Annotated in this window: 20 protein-coding genes and 1 pseudogene; 15 read left to right on the top strand and 6 right to left on the bottom strand. The window is 73.7% G+C overall.

What is annotated here, in order from left to right:
- A pseudogene (locus AB0G11_RS28655) lies at positions 1 to 880 on the top strand (hypothetical protein); the annotation flags it as partial.
- A gap of 34 nt (positions 881 to 914) precedes the next feature.
- On the opposite strand, the gene AB0G11_RS28650 reads toward AB0G11_RS28655, so the two are convergent.
- A complete protein-coding gene (locus AB0G11_RS28650) occupies positions 915 to 1,940 on the bottom strand; it encodes a DUF4349 domain-containing protein (protein ID WP_357589556.1) in 1,026 nt (341 codons plus the stop codon).
- A gap of 106 nt (positions 1,941 to 2,046) precedes the next feature.
- Here AB0G11_RS28650 and hemG point away from each other — a divergent pair, with 106 nt between their 5' ends.
- The 9 genes from hemG to AB0G11_RS28605 all read left to right on the top strand — a co-directional run bounded on the left by hemG (position 2,047) and on the right by AB0G11_RS28605 (position 9,293).
- Positions 2,047 to 3,450 (top strand): protoporphyrinogen oxidase, encoded by a 1,404-nt coding sequence (gene hemG, locus AB0G11_RS28645; protein ID WP_219518727.1) that lies wholly within the window; start codon positions 2,047 to 2,049, stop codon positions 3,448 to 3,450.
- A gap of 5 nt (positions 3,451 to 3,455) precedes the next feature.
- The gene (gene hemQ / locus AB0G11_RS28640) at positions 3,456 to 4,157 is read left to right on the top strand and encodes a hydrogen peroxide-dependent heme synthase (protein ID WP_219518729.1); all 702 of its coding nucleotides are present in this window, start codon (positions 3,456 to 3,458) and stop codon (positions 4,155 to 4,157) included.
- Between the two features lie 103 nt (positions 4,158 to 4,260).
- On the top strand, positions 4,261 to 4,641 hold the full coding sequence (locus AB0G11_RS28635; RefSeq protein WP_357589554.1) for a hypothetical protein: 381 nt from the start codon (positions 4,261 to 4,263) through the stop codon (positions 4,639 to 4,641).
- Complete coding sequence (locus AB0G11_RS28630; RefSeq protein WP_357589552.1) at positions 4,592 to 5,020, top strand: hypothetical protein; 429 nt, start codon at positions 4,592 to 4,594, stop codon at positions 5,018 to 5,020. The genes AB0G11_RS28635 and AB0G11_RS28630 overlap by 50 nt, the downstream gene beginning before the upstream one ends.
- Before the next feature lie 309 nt (positions 5,021 to 5,329).
- Positions 5,330 to 5,731 carry a peptide-methionine (R)-S-oxide reductase MsrB gene (gene msrB / locus AB0G11_RS28625; protein WP_219518735.1) on the top strand — a complete coding sequence of 134 codons (402 nt, stop codon included), beginning with the start codon at positions 5,330 to 5,332 and terminating at the stop codon, positions 5,729 to 5,731.
- 208 nt (positions 5,732 to 5,939) lie between these two features.
- A complete protein-coding gene (ligD, locus tag AB0G11_RS28620) occupies positions 5,940 to 6,935 on the top strand; it encodes a non-homologous end-joining DNA ligase (protein ID WP_219518737.1) in 996 nt (331 codons plus the stop codon).
- Between the two features lie 210 nt (positions 6,936 to 7,145).
- Entirely contained in the window at positions 7,146 to 7,505 is a 360-nt protein-coding gene (locus AB0G11_RS28615) for an RNHCP domain-containing protein (RefSeq protein ID WP_219518740.1), read from the top strand.
- A gap of 11 nt (positions 7,506 to 7,516) precedes the next feature.
- On the top strand, positions 7,517 to 7,918 hold the full coding sequence (locus tag AB0G11_RS28610; RefSeq protein ID WP_219518742.1) for an RNHCP domain-containing protein: 402 nt from the start codon (positions 7,517 to 7,519) through the stop codon (positions 7,916 to 7,918).
- Between the two features lie 148 nt (positions 7,919 to 8,066).
- Positions 8,067 to 9,293, top strand: a complete 1,227-nt coding sequence (locus AB0G11_RS28605) for a low temperature requirement protein A (protein ID WP_357589550.1) — start codon at positions 8,067 to 8,069, stop codon at positions 9,291 to 9,293.
- Here AB0G11_RS28605 and AB0G11_RS28600 read toward each other — a convergent pair.
- Positions 9,259 to 10,146 (bottom strand): tetratricopeptide repeat protein, encoded by an 888-nt coding sequence (locus AB0G11_RS28600; RefSeq protein ID WP_357589548.1) that lies wholly within the window; start codon positions 10,144 to 10,146, stop codon positions 9,259 to 9,261. The two genes, AB0G11_RS28605 and AB0G11_RS28600, sit on opposite strands and share 35 nt — an antisense overlap.
- Before the next feature lie 153 nt (positions 10,147 to 10,299).
- Between AB0G11_RS28600 and AB0G11_RS28595 the strand changes: the two genes are divergently transcribed.
- The 3 genes from AB0G11_RS28595 (at position 10,300) to AB0G11_RS28585 (ending at position 13,404) form a co-directional block, all read left to right on the top strand.
- Positions 10,300 to 10,887 (top strand): GNAT family N-acetyltransferase, encoded by a 588-nt coding sequence (locus AB0G11_RS28595; RefSeq protein WP_219518748.1) that lies wholly within the window; start codon positions 10,300 to 10,302, stop codon positions 10,885 to 10,887.
- Between the two features lie 169 nt (positions 10,888 to 11,056).
- On the top strand, positions 11,057 to 11,761 hold the full coding sequence (pgeF, locus tag AB0G11_RS28590) for a peptidoglycan editing factor PgeF (RefSeq protein WP_357589546.1): 705 nt from the start codon (positions 11,057 to 11,059) through the stop codon (positions 11,759 to 11,761).
- A gap of 422 nt (positions 11,762 to 12,183) precedes the next feature.
- Entirely contained in the window at positions 12,184 to 13,404 is a 1,221-nt protein-coding gene (locus AB0G11_RS28585; RefSeq protein ID WP_357589544.1) for a beta-ketoacyl-[acyl-carrier-protein] synthase family protein, read from the top strand.
- Here the strand turns inward: AB0G11_RS28585 and AB0G11_RS28580 are convergent.
- The 4 genes from AB0G11_RS28580 to AB0G11_RS28565 are packed head-to-tail and all read right to left on the bottom strand — an operon-like array spanning position 13,401 to position 17,890.
- Positions 13,401 to 14,564, bottom strand: coding sequence for an ATP-dependent DNA ligase (locus AB0G11_RS28580; protein WP_357589542.1), 1,164 nt, complete (start codon positions 14,562 to 14,564; stop codon positions 13,401 to 13,403). The genes AB0G11_RS28585 and AB0G11_RS28580 overlap by 4 nt on opposite strands.
- Positions 14,561 to 15,280 (bottom strand): pyrimidine reductase family protein, encoded by a 720-nt coding sequence (locus AB0G11_RS28575; RefSeq protein ID WP_219519338.1) that lies wholly within the window; start codon positions 15,278 to 15,280, stop codon positions 14,561 to 14,563. Before AB0G11_RS28575 ends, AB0G11_RS28580 begins: the two co-directional genes overlap by 4 nt.
- A gap of 30 nt (positions 15,281 to 15,310) precedes the next feature.
- Positions 15,311 to 17,431 carry a glycogen debranching protein GlgX gene (gene glgX, locus AB0G11_RS28570; protein WP_357589540.1) on the bottom strand — a complete coding sequence of 707 codons (2,121 nt, stop codon included), beginning with the start codon at positions 17,429 to 17,431 and terminating at the stop codon, positions 15,311 to 15,313.
- Between the two features lie 33 nt (positions 17,432 to 17,464).
- Positions 17,465 to 17,890: an OsmC family protein gene (locus AB0G11_RS28565; RefSeq protein WP_219519331.1), complete on the bottom strand. Its 426-nt coding sequence runs from the start codon at positions 17,888 to 17,890 to the stop codon at positions 17,465 to 17,467.
- A gap of 169 nt (positions 17,891 to 18,059) precedes the next feature.
- Between AB0G11_RS28565 and AB0G11_RS28560 the strand changes: the two genes are divergently transcribed.
- Both AB0G11_RS28560 and AB0G11_RS28555 read left to right on the top strand, forming a co-directional pair.
- Complete coding sequence (locus AB0G11_RS28560) at positions 18,060 to 18,617, top strand: sigma-70 family RNA polymerase sigma factor (protein WP_219519328.1); 558 nt, start codon at positions 18,060 to 18,062, stop codon at positions 18,615 to 18,617.
- Positions 18,617 to 19,510, top strand: coding sequence for a maleylpyruvate isomerase family mycothiol-dependent enzyme (locus AB0G11_RS28555; protein ID WP_246647068.1), 894 nt, complete (start codon positions 18,617 to 18,619; stop codon positions 19,508 to 19,510). The genes AB0G11_RS28560 and AB0G11_RS28555 overlap by 1 nt, the downstream gene beginning before the upstream one ends.
- The last annotated feature ends 20 nt before the right edge of the window (positions 19,511 to 19,530 follow it).

The following is a 19,530-nucleotide window of genomic DNA, read 5'->3' as shown; positions in this document are numbered from 1 at the left end:
CGACGGGCTGCCGCTCGCGCTGCGCATCGCCTGGGCGCGGCTGGCCACCCGGCCCGGCTGGACCGCCGCCGGGCTGGCCGCCCGGCTGCGCCGCGAGTGCGGCAGGCTCGACGAGCTGCGCGCCGGCGACCTGGACGTGCGCGCCGGCCTCGCGCCCGGCCACGGGGCGCTGGGGGAGCGGGAGCGGCTGCTGTTCGGCCTGCTCGGGCTGCTGCCGCCGCTGGCGGACTTCGCCCCGTGGACCGCCGCGGCGCTGCTCGGCGTCCCCGTCGGCGAGGCCGCCCGGCTGCTGGACCGGCTCGCCGACGCCCAGCTCGTCCGGCACCGCCGCGTCGACGCCGCCGGGCAGGAGCGCTACCGCCTCCCCGACCTGACCCGCCTGTACGCCGCCGAGCGCGCGGCCGCGGACGTGCCGGAGGACGAGCGGCGGGCGGCCGTCCCGCGCACGCTTGCCGCGCTGCTGGCGCTGGCGGGGGAGGCCCTGCGCAGGGTGAGCCCCGGCGGCCGCCCGCCCGGCCGCGACCGCGCGCCGCTCTGGCAGGCGGGGCCGGGCGAGGTGGAGGCGTTGCTGGGCGGCGACCCGCTCGGGTGGCTCCGCTGCGAGCGCGGCACACTGGCGCGCGCGGTGCCGGCGGCGGCCGGGCTGGGGGAGAGCGGCCTGTGCCGGGACCTGGCGCTCGCCGGGGCCCGGCTGTCCGACCTCCTCCGGCACCCCGGCCCGCCGCCGCCCGCGACCGCCCCCGGTCGCCGCCGGGTCGCGGGCGGAGCCGGGCAGGACGGGCCCGCCATCCCCGGCGCCGCCGTGCTCCTCGCGGACCGGCCCGCCGACCCGTCCGGCGCCGGCCGCGCGCACGAGGCCCTGCGGCGCCTGCGGGCCTGACCGCCCGGCGCGCTCACCCGGCCGGGAGATCCGGTCAGACAGGGGCCGCGTCCTTCACCGGCGGGGCCGGAGCCGGATCGTCGGTTCCGTCCGTGCCGTCGGTGCCGTCCGTGCCGTCCGTGCCGTCCGTGTTGCCGATGCCGCCGGGGCCGCCGCCTCCGGCCCGGCGGCGACGCCGTACCAGGAAGATCGCCAGCGCGAGCGGCGGCACCACCACGACCAGCCACGGCAGGACCGTCCCCAGCACGGTGAGCAGCACCTTCACGAAGGACACCAGCCCGTTCCAGCCGCTCTTCAGCCCGCCGAGGAACCCCGCCGGCTCGTCCGAGGGCTCCTCCACCACCACGACCGGCCCCACCAGCCGCAGCGACAGCGTGGCCATGCCGACCTGCGCGGCCAGCTCCTTCTGCTGCGCCTGGAGCGACTCCAGGTCCGCCTCGCGGCCGGCGATCTCCCGCTCCACGTCCAGCACCTGGCCGATCGTGTCGGCGCGCTTCAGCAGGCTGCGCAGCGACTCCAGGGCCTGCTCGGCCGACTTCAGCCGGCTCTCCACGTCGGCGACCTTCAGCGTGACGTCCTCGGTGCCCTGCTCCAGCCTGAGCTGCCTGCCCAGGTCCTTGCCCAGCGTGGCCAGCACCTCGTTGTAGCGGGCGGGCGGGATCTTGAACTCCAGGAGCGCCGAGGCCCGCGCGTCGTCGGACGAGCGGCTCTCCTCCCTGGCCAGGTAGCCGCCCGCCGTGGTGACCGTCTGCTTGGCCTGCTGGACGGCGGCGGCGACGTCCTCGGCCCGTACGGTCATGCTCGCCTTGTAGATCACCTGACGGTTCTGCTGGGTGACCTCGACACCCGACGCCGCGTTCGCCGGGCGCCTCTGCGCCGGTGTGGGCCGCGCGGTGGCGGCGCTCTCCGGCGCCGTCACGTCCCGCGCGACCGCCTTGGCGGAATCGACCTGCGCCATCGGCACGTCCGCCCCGCCCGTGGCGCTCTCGCCGGCGCCCCCGCAGGCGGACAGCAGCAGCGCGGCCAGGACGCCCGTCAGCACGATCTGCGATCTCCTCATGCCCCTAAGACGGACCCCTGTGCGCACCGGTTTGAACCGTCGCGTCACGGTACGGTCACACGCCCCGGAAACGGGGCCGCGCCCGCGGGACGGTAGCGTCTGAACCGTGGCAGGCAAACAGGCACACGTGGTCGTCATCGGCGGCGGGATCTCCGGGCTGGCCGCCGCCTGGCACCTCAGGCAGGGCGCGGGCGAGCGGGTCAAGGTGACCGTCCTCGACGCCGCCCCGCGCATCGGCGGCAAGCTGTACGCGTCCGAGGTCGCCGGCGTCAGCGTCGACGCGGGAGCCGAGTCCATGCTGGCCAGACGGCCCGAGGGCAAGGACCTGGCCAGGGCCGTCGGCCTCGGCGACGACCTGGTCAGCCCAGGCTCCGCCGGCTCGGCCGTCTACACCAGGGGAGCGCTGCGCCCGCTGCCCAAGGGCCAGTTCATGGGCGTGCCCGGCGACCTGGCCGAGCTGGCCAGATCCGGCATCGTCTCGCCCGGCGGGCTGCTGCGGGTGCCGCTCGACCAGATCCTGCCCGCCACCCTCGTGCGCACCGACGTGTCCGTCGCCGCCTACATCCGCGCCAGGATGGGTCCCGAGATCGTCGAACGCCTGGTGGAGCCGCTGCTCGGCGGCGTCTACGCGGGCCGCGCCGACAAGCTTTCGCTGGAGGCCACGATGCCGCGGGTGGCCGCCGCCGCCCGCGCCGAACGCTCGCTGCTCGCCGCCGCCCGCCAGATCACCCGCGAGGCGCCCAAGAACGCCGGCCCGGTCTTCACCTCGCTCAGAAACGGCATCGGCAGCCTGCCCGAGGCCGTGGCCAAGGCGTCCGGCGCCGACATCAGGACCGGCGTCACCGTACGCGAGCTGGCCCGCACCGAGCACGGCTGGCGGCTCGTCACCGGCCCGGTGCCCAGGCCCGAGGTCGTCGAGGCCGACGCCGTCATCGTCGCCGTGCCCGCGGCCCCCGCGAGCCGCCTGCTCAAGGCCGAGGTGCCCAAGGCGGCGAGCGAGCTGGCCAGGATCGAGTACGCCAGCATGGCCGTAGTCACCCTCGCCTACCCGGTGTCCGCCTTCCCCGAGCCGCCCTCGACCAGCGGCTACCTCGTCCCGCCCGTCGACGGCCGGGCCGTCAAGGCCGTCACGTTCAGCTCCGTCAAGTGGCCGCACCTCGCCCGCGACCTGGTGATCCTGCGCTGCTCCATCGGCCGCGTCGGCGAGGAGCACCTGCTCCAGCGCGACGACGAAGACCTGGTCGCGCTCGCCCGCGCGGAGATGGCCGAGGTCATGGGCGTCCGCCAGGAGCCCGCCGACACCCGCGTCACCCGCTGGGGCGGCGGCCTGCCGCAGTACAACGTCGGCCACCTCGACCGGGTCGCCCGCGTCCACGCGGCCGTGGCCGGGCAGCCCTCGCTGGCCGTCTGCGGCGCCGCCTACGACGGGCTCGGCATCCCCGCCTGCGTCGCGACCGCCCGCACGGCGGCCTCCCGGATTCTGGACCACCTGGGCCGAGGAGGAGAATGACAGGCATGACAGAGGGCACGACGCGGCTCAAGGCCCGCGATCTCAATCAGGTGATCCGTTACACGATGTGGTCGGTGTTCAAGGCCGCCGAGCCGGTCCCCGGCAGCCGGGAGAACATCGCCGACGAGGTCGAGGAGCTCCTGGAGCAGGCGGCCGGCAAGGACGTGGTCACCCGCGGCCTCTACGACGTGGCCGGGTTCCGCGCCGACGCCGACTACATGTTCTGGTGGCACGCCCCCACGGCCGAGGACCTCCAGGACGTCTACTCCCGCTTCCGCCGCACCGGCCTGGGCCGCCACAGCACGCCCGTCTGGTCGGCGATGGCGCTGCACCGGCCCGCCGAGTTCAACAAGTCGCACATCCCGGCGTTCCTCGCCGAGGAGGAGCCGCGGGCGTTCGTCAGCGTCTACCCGTTCGTCCGCTCCCTGGAGTGGTATCTGCTGGACGACGCCGAGCGCCGCGCCATGCTCGCCGAGCACGGCCAGATGGCCCGCGGCTACCCCGACGTGCGGGCCAACACGGTGGCGTGCTTCGCGCTCAACGACTACGAGTGGATGCTCGCCTTCGAGGCCGACGAGCTGCACCGCATCGTCGACCTGATGCGTGAGCTGCGCGCCGCCCAGGCCCGCCGCCACACCCGGCTGGAGATCCCCTTCTACACCGGCGTGCGCAAGCCCGTCCAGGAGCTCGTCAACGCCCTTCCCTAGCGAGCCGTCCCGGGCTCCCGGGTTGGCCTGATCGGCTGACGGGACCGCACCCTGTTTGTCACAATCAGGGCAGTTGCCGGGTCCGGCCCCAGGGAGCGCCCACGTGAAGGAGCGCACAGGTCACCACCGCGCCACCGCCGCGCGGCCGTCCCTCTTCGGCCGGACCGGGGCCGCGACGCCACGCGCCCGCCGAGGCCGCCGCCGGCGCCCCTCGCGCAGGCCGTGGAGCCTTGCGGTGGCGGCGCTCGCCGTGCTCACCAGCGTCCTGCTCACCGGCGCCGTGCTCACCGCCCACGGGCCCCTGTCAACGACCGCCCCGGACGACGCGTACGCCCAGCCGCCCGCTCCATCGGAGACGTACCTCCGAGGAGGGACGGGCGCGGAGGGGCCGGGGACCGGCACGGACGGCGGGGACGGGCGCGGGGGGCCAGGCCGTGGCGACCGGCTCCGGCGAGCCCGCAGGTCACCCCGGCGCTCCTGGTGAGGCCGTCCCCGGTGAGGGAGCGGGCGGGACCGTCCACGAGCCGGATGGTGCGGAGGGGGATCCGTCCAGGCACACCGATCATGACGCGGTCACGTACTTCCGGAGCCGGTGGGACGACAGGGCGGCGGGCCACGTGAAGGACATCCGCACCATCGGCGGATATCTCCGCATCTACACCACCCTGCCGGAAACGGCGGGCAACTCCCGGCAGGCCCTCACCCTGTGCGAGCGCGGCCTGAGCTACCTCCAGGACGTGGGCACCGCTGCCCCGGTGGTCTTCGTGCACGCCAGGTTCGGCGAGAACGGCAACCCGGTGCTCGCCAACATCCTCGGCCCCGGCGACACCACCTGCCGCGTCACCCACCCCGCCCCCGGCTGACGGAGGCGAGGGGCAGATGGGGGCCCGTCCCGGAGCCGCCTCGGTGGCGGGACCGGGGGCTCGACGGGACGGGCTTCACGAGATCACCCGCGGGCCGTTCCGGGCGCTGGCGCGCCACCCGGCCGGCCGGGCCGATCGCCGGCGGCGCCAGCACGGGCGTGGGCTGTGCCGCTCGGGCGATCCTGCGTGTGATCTCACCCCATGGAGGAGGCGATGACACCCCCTTGTCGTCAAAGACGCATTTTCGCCCCAGATTGGATGCTTCCCCCTGCGGAGATCTCCTTTTGCCGTATCTCGTACCCTGGACGTATGGACAAGGTGGTCAAGAGCGAGGCCGAGTGGCGGGTCCAGCTCTCTCCCGAGGAGTTCCGCGTGCTCAGGCAGGCGGGCACCGAGGCGCCGTACACCGGCGAGTACGTCGACACGAAGACCGAGGGCGTCTACACGTGCCGCGCCTGCGGGGCCGAGCTGTTCACCTCCGGCACGAAGTTCGAGTCGCACTGCGGCTGGCCCAGCTTCTACGAGCCGTCGGAGAACGACGCCGTCACGCTGATCGAGGACCGCAGCCACGGCATGGTCCGCACGGAGGTGCGCTGCGCCCGCTGCGACTCGCACCTGGGGCACGTGTTCCGCGGCGAGGGCTATCCGACGCCGACCGACGAGCGCTACTGCATCAACTCGGTGTCGCTCCGGCTCGACCCCTCGGAGTGATCGTCCTGCGACTCCGCGTATCGATCGCCGGGCCAGGGTAAACATTTCCCGTGCGTCCTGTGCACTTTCGTCACCGCTGGGTGACGATCGAGACGATCGGCCGTGTCGTCACCCAGCGGTGCGACGTGTGTGCGAAGACCCGGGTGCGGGTGCGGTGAGCCGGCGTCCTTCCGGGGTTCTGTCGGGGGCGCCGGGTAGGTTGTGACGCATGGCATCGCCGTACATCGAGCTTGAGGTGGGGGAGCGGACCGTCAAGGTTACCAACCCCGACAAGGTCTACTTTCCGGAGATCGGCGCGACCAAGCGTGAGCTGGTCGAATACTACGTGAGCGTGGGCGACGGGGTGCTGCGCGCGCTGCGCGACCGGCCGACCAACCTCAAGCGCCACCCCGACGGCGTGCAGAACGACGCCATCTACCAGAAGCGGATGCCGCCCAAGCATCCCGACTGGCTGCGGACGGTCACCGTGACCTTCCCCAGCGGGCGCACCGCCGACTCGCTGCGGGTGACCGAGGTGGCCTCGATCGCCTACTGCGCCAACCTCGGCACCATCGACTTCCACCCGTGGCAGGTGCGCGCGGCCGACGTCGAGCATCCCGACGAGCTGCGCGTCGACCTCGACCCGCAGCCGGGGCTGGAGTTCGGCGCGGTCCGCCGGGCCGCCGCGCTGACCCGCGAGGTGCTCGACGAGCTCGGCATGACCGGGTTCGTCAAGACGTCCGGCAACCGGGGCGCGCACATCGCGGTCCGCATCGAGCCGCGCTGGGACTTCGTCCAGGTGCGCCATGCCGGCATCGCGCTCGCCAGGGCCGTCGAGGCGCGCGATCCGGGCCTGGTGACCACCGCCTGGTGGAAGGAGGAGCGCGGCGACCGCGTCTTCATCGACTTCAACCAGAACGCCCGTGACCGCACCGTCGTCAGCGCCTACTCGGTGCGCGCCCAGCCGCACGCCCCGGTCTCCACGCCGCTCACCTGGGACGAGCTGGCCGACGCCGACCCGCGCGACTTCGACATCCGCACGGTCCCGGCCCGCTTCGCCGAGCTCGGCGACGTGCACGCCGCGATCGACGACCGCGCCCACTCGATCGAGCCGCTGCTGGAGCTCTACGCCAAGGACGAGCGGGGCGACATGCCCTATCCGCCCAACTATCCGAAGATGCCCGGCGAGCCCAAGCGCGTCCAGCCCAGCAAGGCCCGCGAATAATGAATGGCGATCCTCGCATCCCGGGCATTACGCTCGCGGCTGTGTCGAACGACGTCCATACTCCGGCCCTGGGAAGGTGAGTTGATGTTCCGCCCTGCGCCATGCGCGCCTCGTCACTTCGTCATCCGCATCTGCCCCTGACCCGGGGCGAGGCCCGCACGGCGCTTCCTTGCTGCTCGACAAGCACCATTCCGGCAAGGAGAACCCAGGGTGTCCACCAACAAGATCCGTACCGTCACCGACACGTTCGCGTGCGTGCGCTGTGGGCTGACCGTGGCCGCAGCCGGTCCCGACGGGACCCGGCGCAACCACTGTCCGAGCTGCCTGCACTCGCTGCACGTCCTCGACCGTGCCGAGGGCGGCCCGTCCGAGTGCCGGTCGCGCATGACCCCGATCTCGATCGCGGTGCTGCGCAGCGGCGACTGGATGATCATCCACCGCTGCACCCGGTGCGGTGAGCTGACGTCCAACCCGATCTCCGGGGACGACAACCAGCTCATCCTCATGCGCATGGCCGTACGCCCGCTCGCTCAGCCGCCGTTTCCGCTGGAAACGTTCGGCGACCTGTGACGGGAGCGGACATGCCACGCAGGAAACCGGACCCGCGCAGGCCGCAGCGGCGCAAGGACGTCCGTCACGGCGAGCCGGGCGACGCGTTCCGATGCGTCGGCTGCCGCCTCGACGTGCCCGTCCTCGCGCCGGGCACCGCGCACCGCAACCACTGCCCGCACTGTCTGACGAGCCTGCACGTCGACCACCGCGTCCCCGGTGACCGGCGGGCGGGCTGCCGCGGGCGGATGGCGGCGCTGAGCGTGTCCGTGCGGCACGACGGGGAGTGGCTGATCATCCACCACTGCCAGTCGTGCGGCGGGCTCAGCGCCAACCGCATCGCGGGCGACGACAACGCGCTCGCGCTGCTCCGCATCGCGATGCGCCCGCTGTCGGACCGGCGCCTGCCGGTCAACGCGCTGCTCACGCTGTAGCGCGCCGCAGGAAGGCACGGGACCCGTGACGAAGGGTTTCGTGCCTTCCGCCTTTCACGGGCCGCTTCCCCGGGGAGGGAACCTTTCATCGGCCGCTTCACCCGGGAGGGAACCTTTCACCGGCCGCTTCTCCGGGGAGGGAAGGGGCATGAAGGCACGGGAGATCCGCGTCAGGATGCGCCCCCGGGCGGTCGACGAGCCGCACCGCGCGGCGAGCGAGCTGGAGTTGCTGTTCGACCTCACGTTCGTGGTGGCGATCGCGGCCGCCACCGCGCAGTTCGCCCACGCCGTGGCCGACGGCCACGCGCTGCCCGGGCTGGTCCTGTTCCTCCAGGTGTTCTTCGCGATCTGGTGGGCGTGGATGAACTTCACCTGGTTCGCCTCGGCCTACGACACCGACGACGTGCCCTACCGGCTGCTCACGATGGTGCAGATGGGCGGCGTGCTCGTGCTCGCCGCCGGGGTGCCGGCCGCCGCCGACCACGCCGACTTCGGCGCGGTCACGCTCGGCTACTTCATCATGCGCATCGCGCTGGTCGCCCAGTGGGTGCGCGCCGCCGTCGAGGACCCGGCGGGCCGCCGCACCGCGCTGCGCTACGCGGCGGGCATCACGGTCGTGCAGGCGGGGTGGGTGCTGCGTCTCGTCCTCGTGGAGGCGGGCGCGGTGCCGGAGGGGGCGCGGCTGCCGCTGTTCGTCGCGCTGGCCGCCGCCGAGCTGGCCGTGCCGGTCTGGGCCGAACGCGCCGGCCGGACCCACTGGCATCCGCACCACATCGCCGAACGCTACGGGCTGTTCACGATCATCCTGCTCGGTGAGAGCGTCCTGGCCGCGACCCGGGGCGTCGCGGGCGCGCTGGCGGCGGCCCGGACGAGCGCGCCCCTGGTCGTCATGGCCGTCTCGGGGCTCGTGCTGCTGTTCGCGCTGTGGTGGATCTACTTCCTCCTGCCCGCGGGCGAGGGGCTGGAGGAGCGCCCCCATCTGTCCTATCTGTGGGGGTACGGGCATTACGGCGTGTTCGCCGCGCTGGCCGCGCTCGGCGCCGGGCTGGAGGTGGCCGCCGAGCAGACCGGGCACGACGTCACCGCCACGCCCCCGGCCATCGGCTACGCCGTCGCGATCCCGGCCGCGGTGTTCCTCGTCCTGTTCCGGCTGATCCACGGGACCGTCGTGCGCGCCCGCGTCACCCATCCGGCCGTGGTGCTCGCGTACGCCCTGGTCATCCTGCTCCTGCCGCTCGCGGCGCCCCGGGCGGGGGTGTCGGCCGTGGTCGCGGGGATCGCGGCCGCCTGCGTGCTGCTGATCGTCACCGTCGTCGCGATCGGCCGCCGGCCCCCGGCGGTCAGTCGCCGAACTCCAGATGCAGGGCGCGGGTGAAGTCGGCGACGGCCTCCTCGTGCCGGTCGAGGTCCTGAAGGATCTCGCCGCGCACCCGGTAGGCCCAGATGTACTCCTCGTCCAGCTCGACGGCCCGGTTCAGGTCCTTCAGCGCCGCCTCGTTGTCGCCCAGCTCGCTCAGCACCGCGCCCCGGCTGCCCAGCGCCCGGTCGTTGTCGGGGTCGAGCTCGACGGCCCGGTTGAGGTCGGCCAGCGCCTCCTCGTAACGGTCGATCATGCGCAGCGCCTCGCCGCGCCTGCTCAGCGCCCGGACGTAGTCGGGGTCGGCCTCCAGGGCGCGGCCGTAGTCGGAGATGGCCTCGGCATACAGGCCCATCCGCTGGTAGAGGTCGCCGCGGGCCAGCCACGAGTAGGCCAGCTCCTCGTTCAGCGCGATGATCTTGGCGTGCTCGTCCAGCGCCTCGTCGAACCGGTCCAGGTCGGCCAGCGCGTCGGCCTTGGCCTCCAGGATCCACAGCGACTCGGGCGAGAGCGTCAGCGCGTGCTCGAAGTCGGCCATGGCCTCCTCCATCCGGCCCATCGACGCGTACGCCTGGCCTCGCGAGCCCAGCGCGTAGGAGCTGTCGGGCTCCAGCCGCAGCGCCTCGTCGAAGTCGGCCACCGCCGCCTCGAACCGCTCGACGATCCGGTGGCTCTCCCCGCGCAGCCGCCAGGCCCGCGCGTTGCCGGGCACGAGCGCGATCGACTCGGTCAGGTCCGCGATCGCCGCGTCGTGCCGCCCCAGCGCGATGTACGACTCGGCGCGGCTGCGCAGCACCGAGGCCCGCGACTGGGCCGCCGCCTCGGACAACCCCGTCAGCTCCGGCAGCTCCGGCATGATCCCCTCGCTCATGAGCGCAATCTATCGCGCGACATACGCATCACGATCGGCTTTTCGGGGCTGATCGCGTACGCCGGTGATCGCGCCGGTGGCGGGCCGAATCGACCGCCCGCACCCCGACCGTAAAGCCGATTACGGCGAAAAATCCCGACATAATGGCCAACTGTGCGCATTGACCTCACCTGGCCGGATTCCGCCGACGAAGAGCTCCAGTCCGCCGTCCACCGCGTGATGCACGCCGTCGCCGGGCTCGGCGGAGCCATCGGCTACCCGGAGCCCCCCGGCCGCGAGCAGACCGACCCCTGGCTGGAGGAGGTGCTCAAGGCCGTCAGGGACGGCGACGCCCGCCTCGCCCTGGCCCGCGTGGACGGCACGGTCCAGGCGATGGGTCTGTGGCGGCGCTCCCCGCACGCCGTGTTCACCCGCACCGCCGAGGTCGCCAAGATCATGGCCCACCCGTCGGCGCGCGGCCTGGGCCTCGGCAGGCTCGTCGTCTCCGCGCTCACGGCCGGCGCCCGCGCCGCCGGGCTGGAGACGCTCACGCTCAGCGTGCGCGGCAACAACCACGGCGCCATCGAGCTGTACGAGGAGCTCGGCTTCACCGAGTGGGGCCGCCTGCCGAACGTGGTCGAAGTGGGCCGCGAACGCTACGACGAGGTGCACATGTCGATCGCCCTGGGCCGGGCGCCCGACGTGATCCCGCGCGGCTCCGGCCCCGGCGGCCCCGGCTCGTCCCCCCGCCGCCGCCCCTAGCCCACAGCCCGGGCACACCGGGCCGCCGAGGCGGGCGCCGCCCGCACCGCCGGGCACCCGCGCCGGGCCATGAGCGCGTGCGGGTCGTCCAGGCCCGTCAGGCGCACTCCTCACGCCCGGGGAACCCGGCCTTCCGGGCGCGGGCCCGGCGGGTCATAGGATCGGGGGCATGGAGCTGGTCCCCGGCGTGCACGTCGCCGTCACCGACCGCCACGGCGGCGTCAGCGCCGGCCCGCACGGCACCCGCAACCTCGGCGGCGGCACCGGCGACGACCCCGCCGCCGTCCGCGCCAACCGCGCCGGCGTGGCCGCCGAGCTCGGCGTGCGCGCGATCGTGTTCATGCGCCAGGTGCACGGCGCCGAGATCGCGTACGTGAGCGAGCCGTTCGGCGACGACCCGCCACCCGTCGACGGCGTGTTCACCACCGAGCCCGGCCTCGCGCTCGCCTCGCTCGGCGCCGACTGCCCGGCCGTGCTCGTGGCCGACCCGGTCGCGCGCATGGTGGGCGCCGCCCACTCCGGCCGGCCCGGCACCGAGGCGGGCATCGCCGCCGCCCTGGTCGCCGCGATGGCCGGCAAGGGCGCCGTGCCCGCCCGGATGGCCGCGCTGATCGGGCCCGGAGCCTGCGGCCGCTGCTACGAGGTGCCCGCCGAGCTGCGCGACCGCGTCGCCGCCACCGTGCCGCAGACGCGCTCCACCACCTCCTGGGGCACCCCGGCGCTCGACCTGCGCGCCGGCATCGAGGCCCAGCTCCGCGAGGCCGGCCTCGCCGACGTCCGCCACGACGACCGCTGCACCATCGAGACCGCCGACCTCTACTCCCACCGCCGCCACGACCCCGGCCGCTTCGCCGGCCTCATCTGGCTCACCTGACCCCGCCGCTCTCCCACCCGTCCGGAGAGCACCGAGCCCCACCGGAACACCCTGCGGTTCCCAGCGAGAGCCTTGGGCGGCCGCCGGGCTTCTCCGAGCACCCGCCGCGTGTCCCCTGAGCGCCCGCCGCCGACCGCCGTGCGCCCGGGGGTTGCCGTCCCCGCACGCCCGGCGGCGGCCCTCCCAGAGTGCTCCGCGCGGTGTCCGCCCTGGGGGACCGGCGGCGTCCTCCCTGAGCGCTCGTCGGGTGTCCGGTGGTGGCCAGCCCTCGGCGGGTGCCGTCCCGGTGGCCGGGCCCCGCAGGGCCGTGGTGGGCGTCGGTCCGGGGCGACAAAGACGGCGGCGGTTTTTCGTCGATCTTCACGCCTCCCCGTACGGGCGCGTCCTGGCAGCGTGGACGGCAGGACGAAAGGGGACACCTCGTGCATGACACGTTGACCGCGGGCGCATCCGTCACCGGCCTGGGAGCGACCACCCCGCTGGGTGGTGACGTGGCCTCCACGTGGGCCGCGATGCTGGCGGGGCGCTCCGGCGCCGCGCTGGTCGAGGAGGAGTGGGCGGCCGGCCTGCCGGTGCGGATCGCCGCCCGGATGAGCGTCGACCCGGCCGAGGTGCTGGGCCGGGTGCCGGCCCGGCGGCTGGACCGCTGCCAGCAGGCGGCGCTGGTCGCGGCGCGGGAGGCGTGGGCGGACGCGGGCGCGCCGGAGGTGGAGCCGGAGCGGCTGGCCGTGGTGATCGGCACGGGCGTCGGCGGGGTGCTGACGTTGCTGGCGCAGGACGACCTGATGGAGGCGTCCGGCCCGCGCAAGGTGTCGCCGTACACGGTCCCGATGCTCATGCCCAACGCCGCAGCCGCCGTGGTGAGCATCGAGCTGGGCGGGCGGGCGGGCGCGTACACGCCGGTGAGCGCCTGCGCGTCCGGGGCGGAGGCGATCGCGATGGGCCTGGACCTGATCCGGCTGGGCCGCGCCGACGTGGTGGTCGCGGGCGGCGCGGAGGCGTGCGTGCATCCGCTCACGCTGGCGGGGTTCGCGCAGGCGAGGGCGTTGTCGCGGTTCGACGGCCCGCCGGAGGAGGCGTCGCGGCCGTTCGACGCGGCGCGGGACGGGTTCGTGCTCGGGGAGGGCGCGGCGGTGCTGGTGCTGGAGCGTGACGGGTTCGCGGCGGGGCGCGGCGCCCGTGCGCACGCCACGCTGGCGGGCGCGGGCACCAGCTCCGACGCCCATCACATCACGGCGGGCACGGCGGAGGGCCAGGTGCGCGCGATGCGGCTGGCGCTGGACTCGGCCGGGCTGAGCCCGCTGGACGTCGGTCACGTCAGCGCGCACGCGACCTCCACGCCGACGGGCGACCTGACGGAGAGCGCGTCGATCGCCGAGGCCGTGGGCGTCCACCCGGCCGTCACCGCGGTCAAGTCGATGACCGGTCACCTGTGCGGCGCCTCGGGTTCGCTGGCGGCGATCGCGGCGATCCTGTCGCTGCGCGAGGGGGTGATCCCCGCCGTGCGCAACCTGGCCGACCCGGACCCCGAGGTGAAGCTCGACCTGGTGGCGGGCGCCGCCCGCCGGGGCCGGTGGCGGGCGGCGATGGTCAACTCCTTCGGCTTCGGCGGGCACAACGCCAGCCTGGCCTTCACCGCCTAGCGGGCGAGGATGTCGTCCAGGTCGTAGGAGACGGGCCGGTCGAGCTGCTCGTACGTGCACGACTCGGGGGTGCGGTCGGGCCGCAGCCGCCGCCACTGGGCGGTGTGGCGGAACCGGTCGCCCTCCATCTGGTCGTAGGCCACCTCGATCACCAGCTCGGGCCGCAGCGGGATGAACGACAGGTCCTTCTTGGCGTTCCACCGCGAGATCGCGCCCGGCACCCGCTGCCCGCCGGTGGCCGGGGTGGCGGCGGGCTGGCCGATGCCGGCGGCGGCCTGCTCGGCCCAGTGGCCCCACGGGTGCTCCGACAGGTCGGCGATGTACGGTCGCAGCTCCTCGACGAGCTCGGCCCGCCGCGCCATGGGGAACGAGGCCGCCACGCCCACGTGGTGCAGGCGGCCGTCGTCGCCGTAGAGGCCGAGCAGGATGGAGCCGACGATCGGGCCGCTCTTGTGCTCGCGGTAGCCGGCGATGACCACGTCGGCGGTGCGCTCGTGCTTGACCTTGAACATGGTCCGCTTGTCGGGGATGTAGGGCTGGTCGCCGGGTTTGACGATGATGCCGTCGAGCCCGGCGCCCTCGAACATGTCGAACCACTCGGCGGCCTGGGCGTCGTCCGTCGTCACCGGAGTGAGCCGGACGGATCCGCCTTTCTCGGGAAATATCTCGACCAGCCGCCGCCGGCGCTCCGCGAACGGCGTCTCCATGAACGACTCGTCACCCAGGGCCAGCAGGTCGAAGGCGACGAACGAGGCGGGCGTCTGCTCCGACAGCATCTTGACCCGCGACGCCGCCGGATGGATGCGCTGCTGCAGCGCCTCGAAGTCGAGGTGCGACCCGCGCGGCAGCACGATCTCGCCGTCGACCACGCACCGGTCGGGCAGCTCCGCCTTGGCGGCCTCCACCAGCTCCGGGAAGTAGCGGGTGAACGGCCGCTCGTTGCGGCTGCCGAGATAGACCTCGTCGCCGTCGCGGAACACGATGCACCGGAACCCGTCCCACTTCGGCTCGTAGAACAGATTGCCGTCCTGCTTGGGCATCGCCTTGACCGGCTTGGCCAGCATCGGCGCGACCGGCGGGCGCACGGGCAGGTCGAGGTCCGGGATCGGCTCCGGCTCCTTGGCCGCCTTCTTCCCCCGTGGCGCGGTCGGCTCTGTCATGGGCCAGACTCCTTCGTGTAGCGGCAGAAGAGGACCCCCTCCTCTTCCAGCACCTGGCTGAGCTCAAGCTTGACGTGTGACGGCGCGCCGTTGAGGATGCGCGCCGCGTCGCCGCCGATCAGCGCCGGGCTGACGGTCAGGCACAGCTCGTCGACGAGCCCGGCGGCGGCGAGCTGGGCGTTGACCAGCGGCCCGCCCTCGCACAGCACCCGGGTCAGGCCGCGCTCGTGCAGCGCGGCCAGGGCGGCGGCCAGGTCGACGGACTCCTCGCCGGCCACGATGACGTCGGCGACCTCGGCGGCGGCCTTGCGCCGCTCGGCGGGCGCGCTCTCGCAGGTGACGACGATGGTCCGGCTGACGCCGCCGTCGAACAGCGGCCCGGCCAGGTCGAGGCCGAGGCCGCGGGTGATCACCGCGATGGGCGGCGCGGCGGGCCGGCCCGCCCGCATCTCGCGCCACGACTCGCGCGGCCGGACCGCGCCGTAGCCCTCGGCCCGGACGGTGGCGGCGCCCGCCACGATCACGTCGGCCAGCCCGCGCAGCACCCCGAAGACGCGCCGGTCGCCCTTGCTCGACAGCCCGCCGGACAGCCCCTCGACCCACGCGCCGCCGTCGGCGCTGGCCACCATGTTGAGGCGCAGCCACGGCCGGTCGGGATAGGCGTAGGCCCGCTCGATGTCGGGATTGTCTTCTATGTCGGGATGGATGCGACGCACCCCTCTACCTTGGCACACGCCTGTGACAAGTCATGGACGCCGGGGCTGGCGCAGCACCTGCAACGATCGGGAGGTGACCGCCACCAGGTCGCCGGGCCGCCACCCCTCGTCGACGAACACGCTCTCCAGCGTCTCGTGGCTGGTGTCGATCTCGGGGATCCAGGTGCCGCCGAACTCTTCGCCCGGCAGCGTGAACGTCATGTCCTCGTGATGGGCGTTGATCAGCAGCAGGAACGAGTCGTCGGTGATCTTCTCCCCGCGCGGCCCCGGCTCGGTGATCGCCTCGCCGTTGAGGTAGACCATGAGCGACTTGGCGTAGCCGATGTGCCAGTCGCCCGCCGTCATCTCCGCCCCGCCGGGCGTCAGCCACACCAGGTCGCGCAGGCCGTTGCCCGAATGCCGCCCGTGGAAGAAGCGCCGCCGCTGGAACACCGGGTGCTCCCGCCGCAGCTGCGACAGCCTGCGCACGAACTCCAGCAGGTCCGACTCGGTGTGCAGCATCGACCAGTCGACCCAGGCGATCTCGTTGTCCTGGCAGTAGGCGTTGTTGTTGCCCCGCTGGGTCCGGCCCAGCTCGTCGCCGTGGGAGAGCATCGGCACGCCCTGCGACAGGAACAGCGTGGCCAGGAAGTTGCGCCGCTGCCGGTGCCGCAGCCCGACGATGCGCGGATCCTCGACCGGCCCCTCGGCCCCGCAGTTCCACGACCGGTTGTCGTCGGTGCCGTCGCGGTTGTCCTCGCAGTTGGCCTCGTTGTGCTTGTGGTCGTACGAGACCAGGTCCGTCAGCGTGAAGCCGTCGTGGCAGGTGACGAAGTTGATCGAGGCCACCGGCCGCCGCCCGGACGTCTCGTACAGGTCCGCCGAGCCCGTCAGCCGCGAGGCGAACTCCGGCAGCGCCGAGTGCGTCCCCCGCCAGAAGTCGCGCACGGTGTCGCGGTACTTGCCGTTCCATTCGGTCCACAGCGGCGGGAAGTTGCCCACCTGGTAGCCGCCCGGCCCCACGTCCCACGGCTCGGCGATCAGCTTGACCTGCGAGATCACCGGGTCCTGCTGGATCAGGTCGAAGAACGCGCTCAGCCGGTCGACGTCGTGCAGCTCCCGCGCCAGCGCCGAGGCCAGGTCGAACCGGAACCCGTCGACGTGCATCTCCAGCACCCAGTAGCGCAGCGAGTCCATGATGAGCTGCAGCGCGTGCGGCGAGCGCACGTTGAGCGAGTTGCCGCACCCGGTGTAGTCCAGGTAGTAGCGCCGGTCGCCGTCGTGCAGCCGGTAGTAGGCGGCGTTGTCGATGCCGCGGAAGCCCAGCGTCGGCCCCATGTGGTCACCCTCGGCGGTGTGGTTGTAGACCACGTCGAGGATCACCTCGATGCCCGCCTCGTGCAGCGCCCGCACCATCGCCTTGAACTCCGGCACCTGCTCGCCCCGCGTGCCGGAGCTGGAGTAGCCGCCGTGCGGGGCCAGGTAGGCCATCGTGTTGTAGCCCCAGTAGTTCGTCAGCCCGCGCGCCACCAGGAAGTGCTCGGGCATGTAGTGGTGCACCGGCATCAGCTCGACCGCCGTCACCCCGAGCGACACCAGGTGGTCGATGATCGCCGGATGCCCCATCCCCGCGTACGTCCCGCGCAGGTCCTCGGGCACGCCGGGATGGCGCATCGTCAGCCCCCGCACGTGCGCCTCGTAGATCACGCTCTGGTGGTACGGGACCCGCGGCGAGCGGTCGTTGCCCCACTCGAAGAACGGGTTGATCACCACGTTCTTCGGCATGTACGGCGCGCTGTCGGCCGAGTTGGGCCGCGACGGATCGGTGAAGTGGTAGGGGAACAGCGCCTCGTTCCACGTCAGCTCGCCGTCGACGGCCTTGGCGTAGGGGTCGAGCAGCAGCTTGGCCGGGTTGCACCGGTAGCCCTGGGCCGGCTGGTAGGGCCCGTGCACCCGGTAGCCGTAGCGCTGCCCCGGCATGATCCCGGGCAGGTAGCCGTGCCAGACGAACCCGTCGACCTCGGGCAGGTCGATCCGCTCCTCGGAGCCGTCGTCGTGGAACAGGCACAGCTCGACCCGCTCGGCCACCTCGGAGAACACCGAGAAACCGGTGCCCACGCCGTCCCAGGTGCCACCGAGTGGATAAGGTTCGCCCGGCCAGACTTCGCGCATGTGACCCGATTGTCGCACGCGATCGCGGTCCCGCTACAGGAGTTCGGCGCGCAAGCTGATCGTGGTGCCCGCGAGCGCCTTGCTGACCGGGCAGTTCGCCTTGGCCGTCTCGGCCGCCTCCTGGAACTGCGCGGCGTCGATCCCCGGCACCCGGCCCTGCACGGTGAGCACGATGCCGGTGATGCCCTCGCCCGGCTGGAAGGTGACGTCGGCGCTGGTCCGCAGCGACTCCGGCGGCGTGCCGGCGCCCGCCAGGGCGTGCGAGAGCGCCATGGAGAAGCACGAGGAGTGCGCGGCGGCGATGAGCTCCTCCGGCGACGTCCGGCCGGCCGGCGCCTCGGCCCTGGACGGCCAGGACACTTCGAACGTGCCCACCCCGGACGTGTCGAGCGAGACGGTGCCGGACCCGTCGAGCAGGGCCCCCTTCCACTCGGTCGTGGCGGTGCGCGTGGTGGCCATGAATGTGCTCCCTCTGCTTCTGGACGTGCGACGACTCGTGGTGTCTTCTGACACTATCCCGGCCCGGCGGGCGCGCCGGGCTCCGACATCCGTCTGCCCTTTTCCGGCGAATAGTGACATGCTCGGGTCGCGGCACACCCGCCGCCTAGGTCCGGATCACGGGAGTGTGGTGCCAGTGGAGGCACCGTACGACGACCGCCTGCTGCACCAGCGGGTGGTCGGCGGCGACGAGGCCGCGCTCGGGGAGATCTACGATCGGCTCTCCTCGCTGATCTTCGGTCTCTCCCTGCGCGTCACGCGGGACCGGGTGATCGCCGAGGACATCACGCAGGAGGTGTTCCTCATCTTCTGGGAGCGCCCGCTGGCCTACGACCCGGGCCGGGGGACGCTGCGCGCCTGGCTCGCCACGATCGCCCACCGCCGCGCCGTCGACCACGTGCGCGCCGAGGAGCGCCGCCGCGTCTCCACGCTCGGCCCCCGCCTGTTCGAACGGGCGCCCGACCGGCTGGAGGACACGGTGCTCGCCGCCGACCAGGCCGAACGGGTGCGGCAGGCGGTCACGGCGTTACCCGACGCCCTGCGCGAGGCGGTCGAGCTCGCCTACTTCGGCGGCAGGACGTACCGGCAGGTGGGGGAGGAACTGGGCGTGCCCGAGGGGACGGCCAAGTCGCGCATCCGGCTGGCGCTGCGCCGCCTGGCCGGCGCGCTGGCAGAGGAAGAGGTGTGATGGAGCCGCTCGAGCGTCTGTACCTGGACGCGCTGCTCGAGGACCCGGTGGAGCCCACGGGCACGCTGCGTCCGCAACTGCTGGCCGGGGCCAGGGCGCGGCGCCGGCCCGCCGCCCCCACCGCGCCCTGGGCCGAGCCGTACGCCGGCCGCGTGGCCGCCCTGGACGCGCTGCTCGCCTCGGCCGTGGACGACGACTGGTCCCGCGTGATCGTCGAAGGCTGGACGCTCCAGGAACTCGTCGCGCACCTGGCCGCCAAGGACGGCCTGCTCGCCGCCTCCGTCGGCGCGCCCGTCCTGGGGCCCGAGCTCACCGCCGCCGACTCGGCCACCCGCACCGCGCACGTACAGGCGTACGAGCGCTCCCGCGACCCCGAGCAGACCCGCAGGGACTGGCGGGCGCAGGCCGACGCGCTCTGCCGCCACCTCGCCGGCCTGCCCGCCGGCACCCCCGCCACCCTCGACGGCCTGGAAGCGCCCGCCGCCGACCACGTGCTGGCCAGGATGCTGGAGACGTGGGTGCACACCGACGACGCCGCCCGCACCGCCCGCGTCAGCCTGCCGCACCCGCTGCCCGGCCACATCCACCCGGTCGCCGACCTGTGCGCCCGGCTGCTGCCGTGGACGATGCTGCTGTCGGGCCTGGACGCGTCCGGGCGCGGCGTGCGCGTCACCCTCACCGGGCCCGGCGGCGGCGAGTGGAACGTCGCCCTCGGCGTCGAGGACCCCGCCCCGCCCGCCGAGCCCGACGCGGGCATCACGGCGGACGTGGTCGCGTTCTGCTTCCTGCTGGGCGGACGCGGCGACCCGGCGAGCTTCCCCGCCGAGCTGACCGGCGACCGGGCGCTGGCCCGCGACGTCCTCGCCACCGCACCCGCCCTGTCAGGCCCCTGAGGGGCGCTGAGAGCTCCTGA

The organism is Nonomuraea sp. NPDC023979, assembly GCF_040639085.1.
Lineage (GTDB): Bacteria > Actinomycetota > Actinomycetes > Streptosporangiales > Streptosporangiaceae > Nonomuraea > Nonomuraea ceibae.
This window is presented reverse-complemented; position numbering and strand designations above follow the sequence as displayed.

Excerpts from the sequence above, each read along its gene's own strand:
- hemQ (WP_219518729.1), top strand. The coding sequence starts at position 3,456 with ATGACAGAGGGCACGACGCGGCTCAAGGCCCGCGATCTCAATCAGGTG.
- AB0G11_RS28580 (WP_357589542.1), bottom strand. The coding sequence starts at position 14,564 with ATGACAGAGCCGACCGCGCCACGGGGGAAGAAGGCGGCCAAGGAGCCG.
- glgX (WP_357589540.1), bottom strand. The coding sequence starts at position 17,431 with ATGCGCGAAGTCTGGCCGGGCGAACCTTATCCACTCGGTGGCACCTGG.
- AB0G11_RS28565 (WP_219519331.1), bottom strand. The coding sequence starts at position 17,890 with ATGGCCACCACGCGCACCGCCACGACCGAGTGGAAGGGGGCCCTGCTC.
- AB0G11_RS28600 (WP_357589548.1), bottom strand. The coding sequence starts at position 10,146 with ATGAGCGAGGGGATCATGCCGGAGCTGCCGGAGCTGACGGGGTTGTCC.
- pgeF (WP_357589546.1), top strand. The coding sequence starts at position 11,057 with ATGGAGCTGGTCCCCGGCGTGCACGTCGCCGTCACCGACCGCCACGGC.
- AB0G11_RS28650 (WP_357589556.1), bottom strand. The coding sequence starts at position 1,940 with ATGAGGAGATCGCAGATCGTGCTGACGGGCGTCCTGGCCGCGCTGCTG.
- AB0G11_RS28555 (WP_246647068.1), top strand. The coding sequence starts at position 18,617 with ATGGAGCCGCTCGAGCGTCTGTACCTGGACGCGCTGCTCGAGGACCCG.
- AB0G11_RS28605 (WP_357589550.1), top strand. The coding sequence starts at position 8,067 with ATGAAGGCACGGGAGATCCGCGTCAGGATGCGCCCCCGGGCGGTCGAC.
- msrB (WP_219518735.1), top strand. The coding sequence starts at position 5,330 with ATGGACAAGGTGGTCAAGAGCGAGGCCGAGTGGCGGGTCCAGCTCTCT.
- ligD (WP_219518737.1), top strand. The coding sequence starts at position 5,940 with ATGGCATCGCCGTACATCGAGCTTGAGGTGGGGGAGCGGACCGTCAAG.
- AB0G11_RS28610 (WP_219518742.1), top strand. The coding sequence starts at position 7,517 with ATGCCACGCAGGAAACCGGACCCGCGCAGGCCGCAGCGGCGCAAGGAC.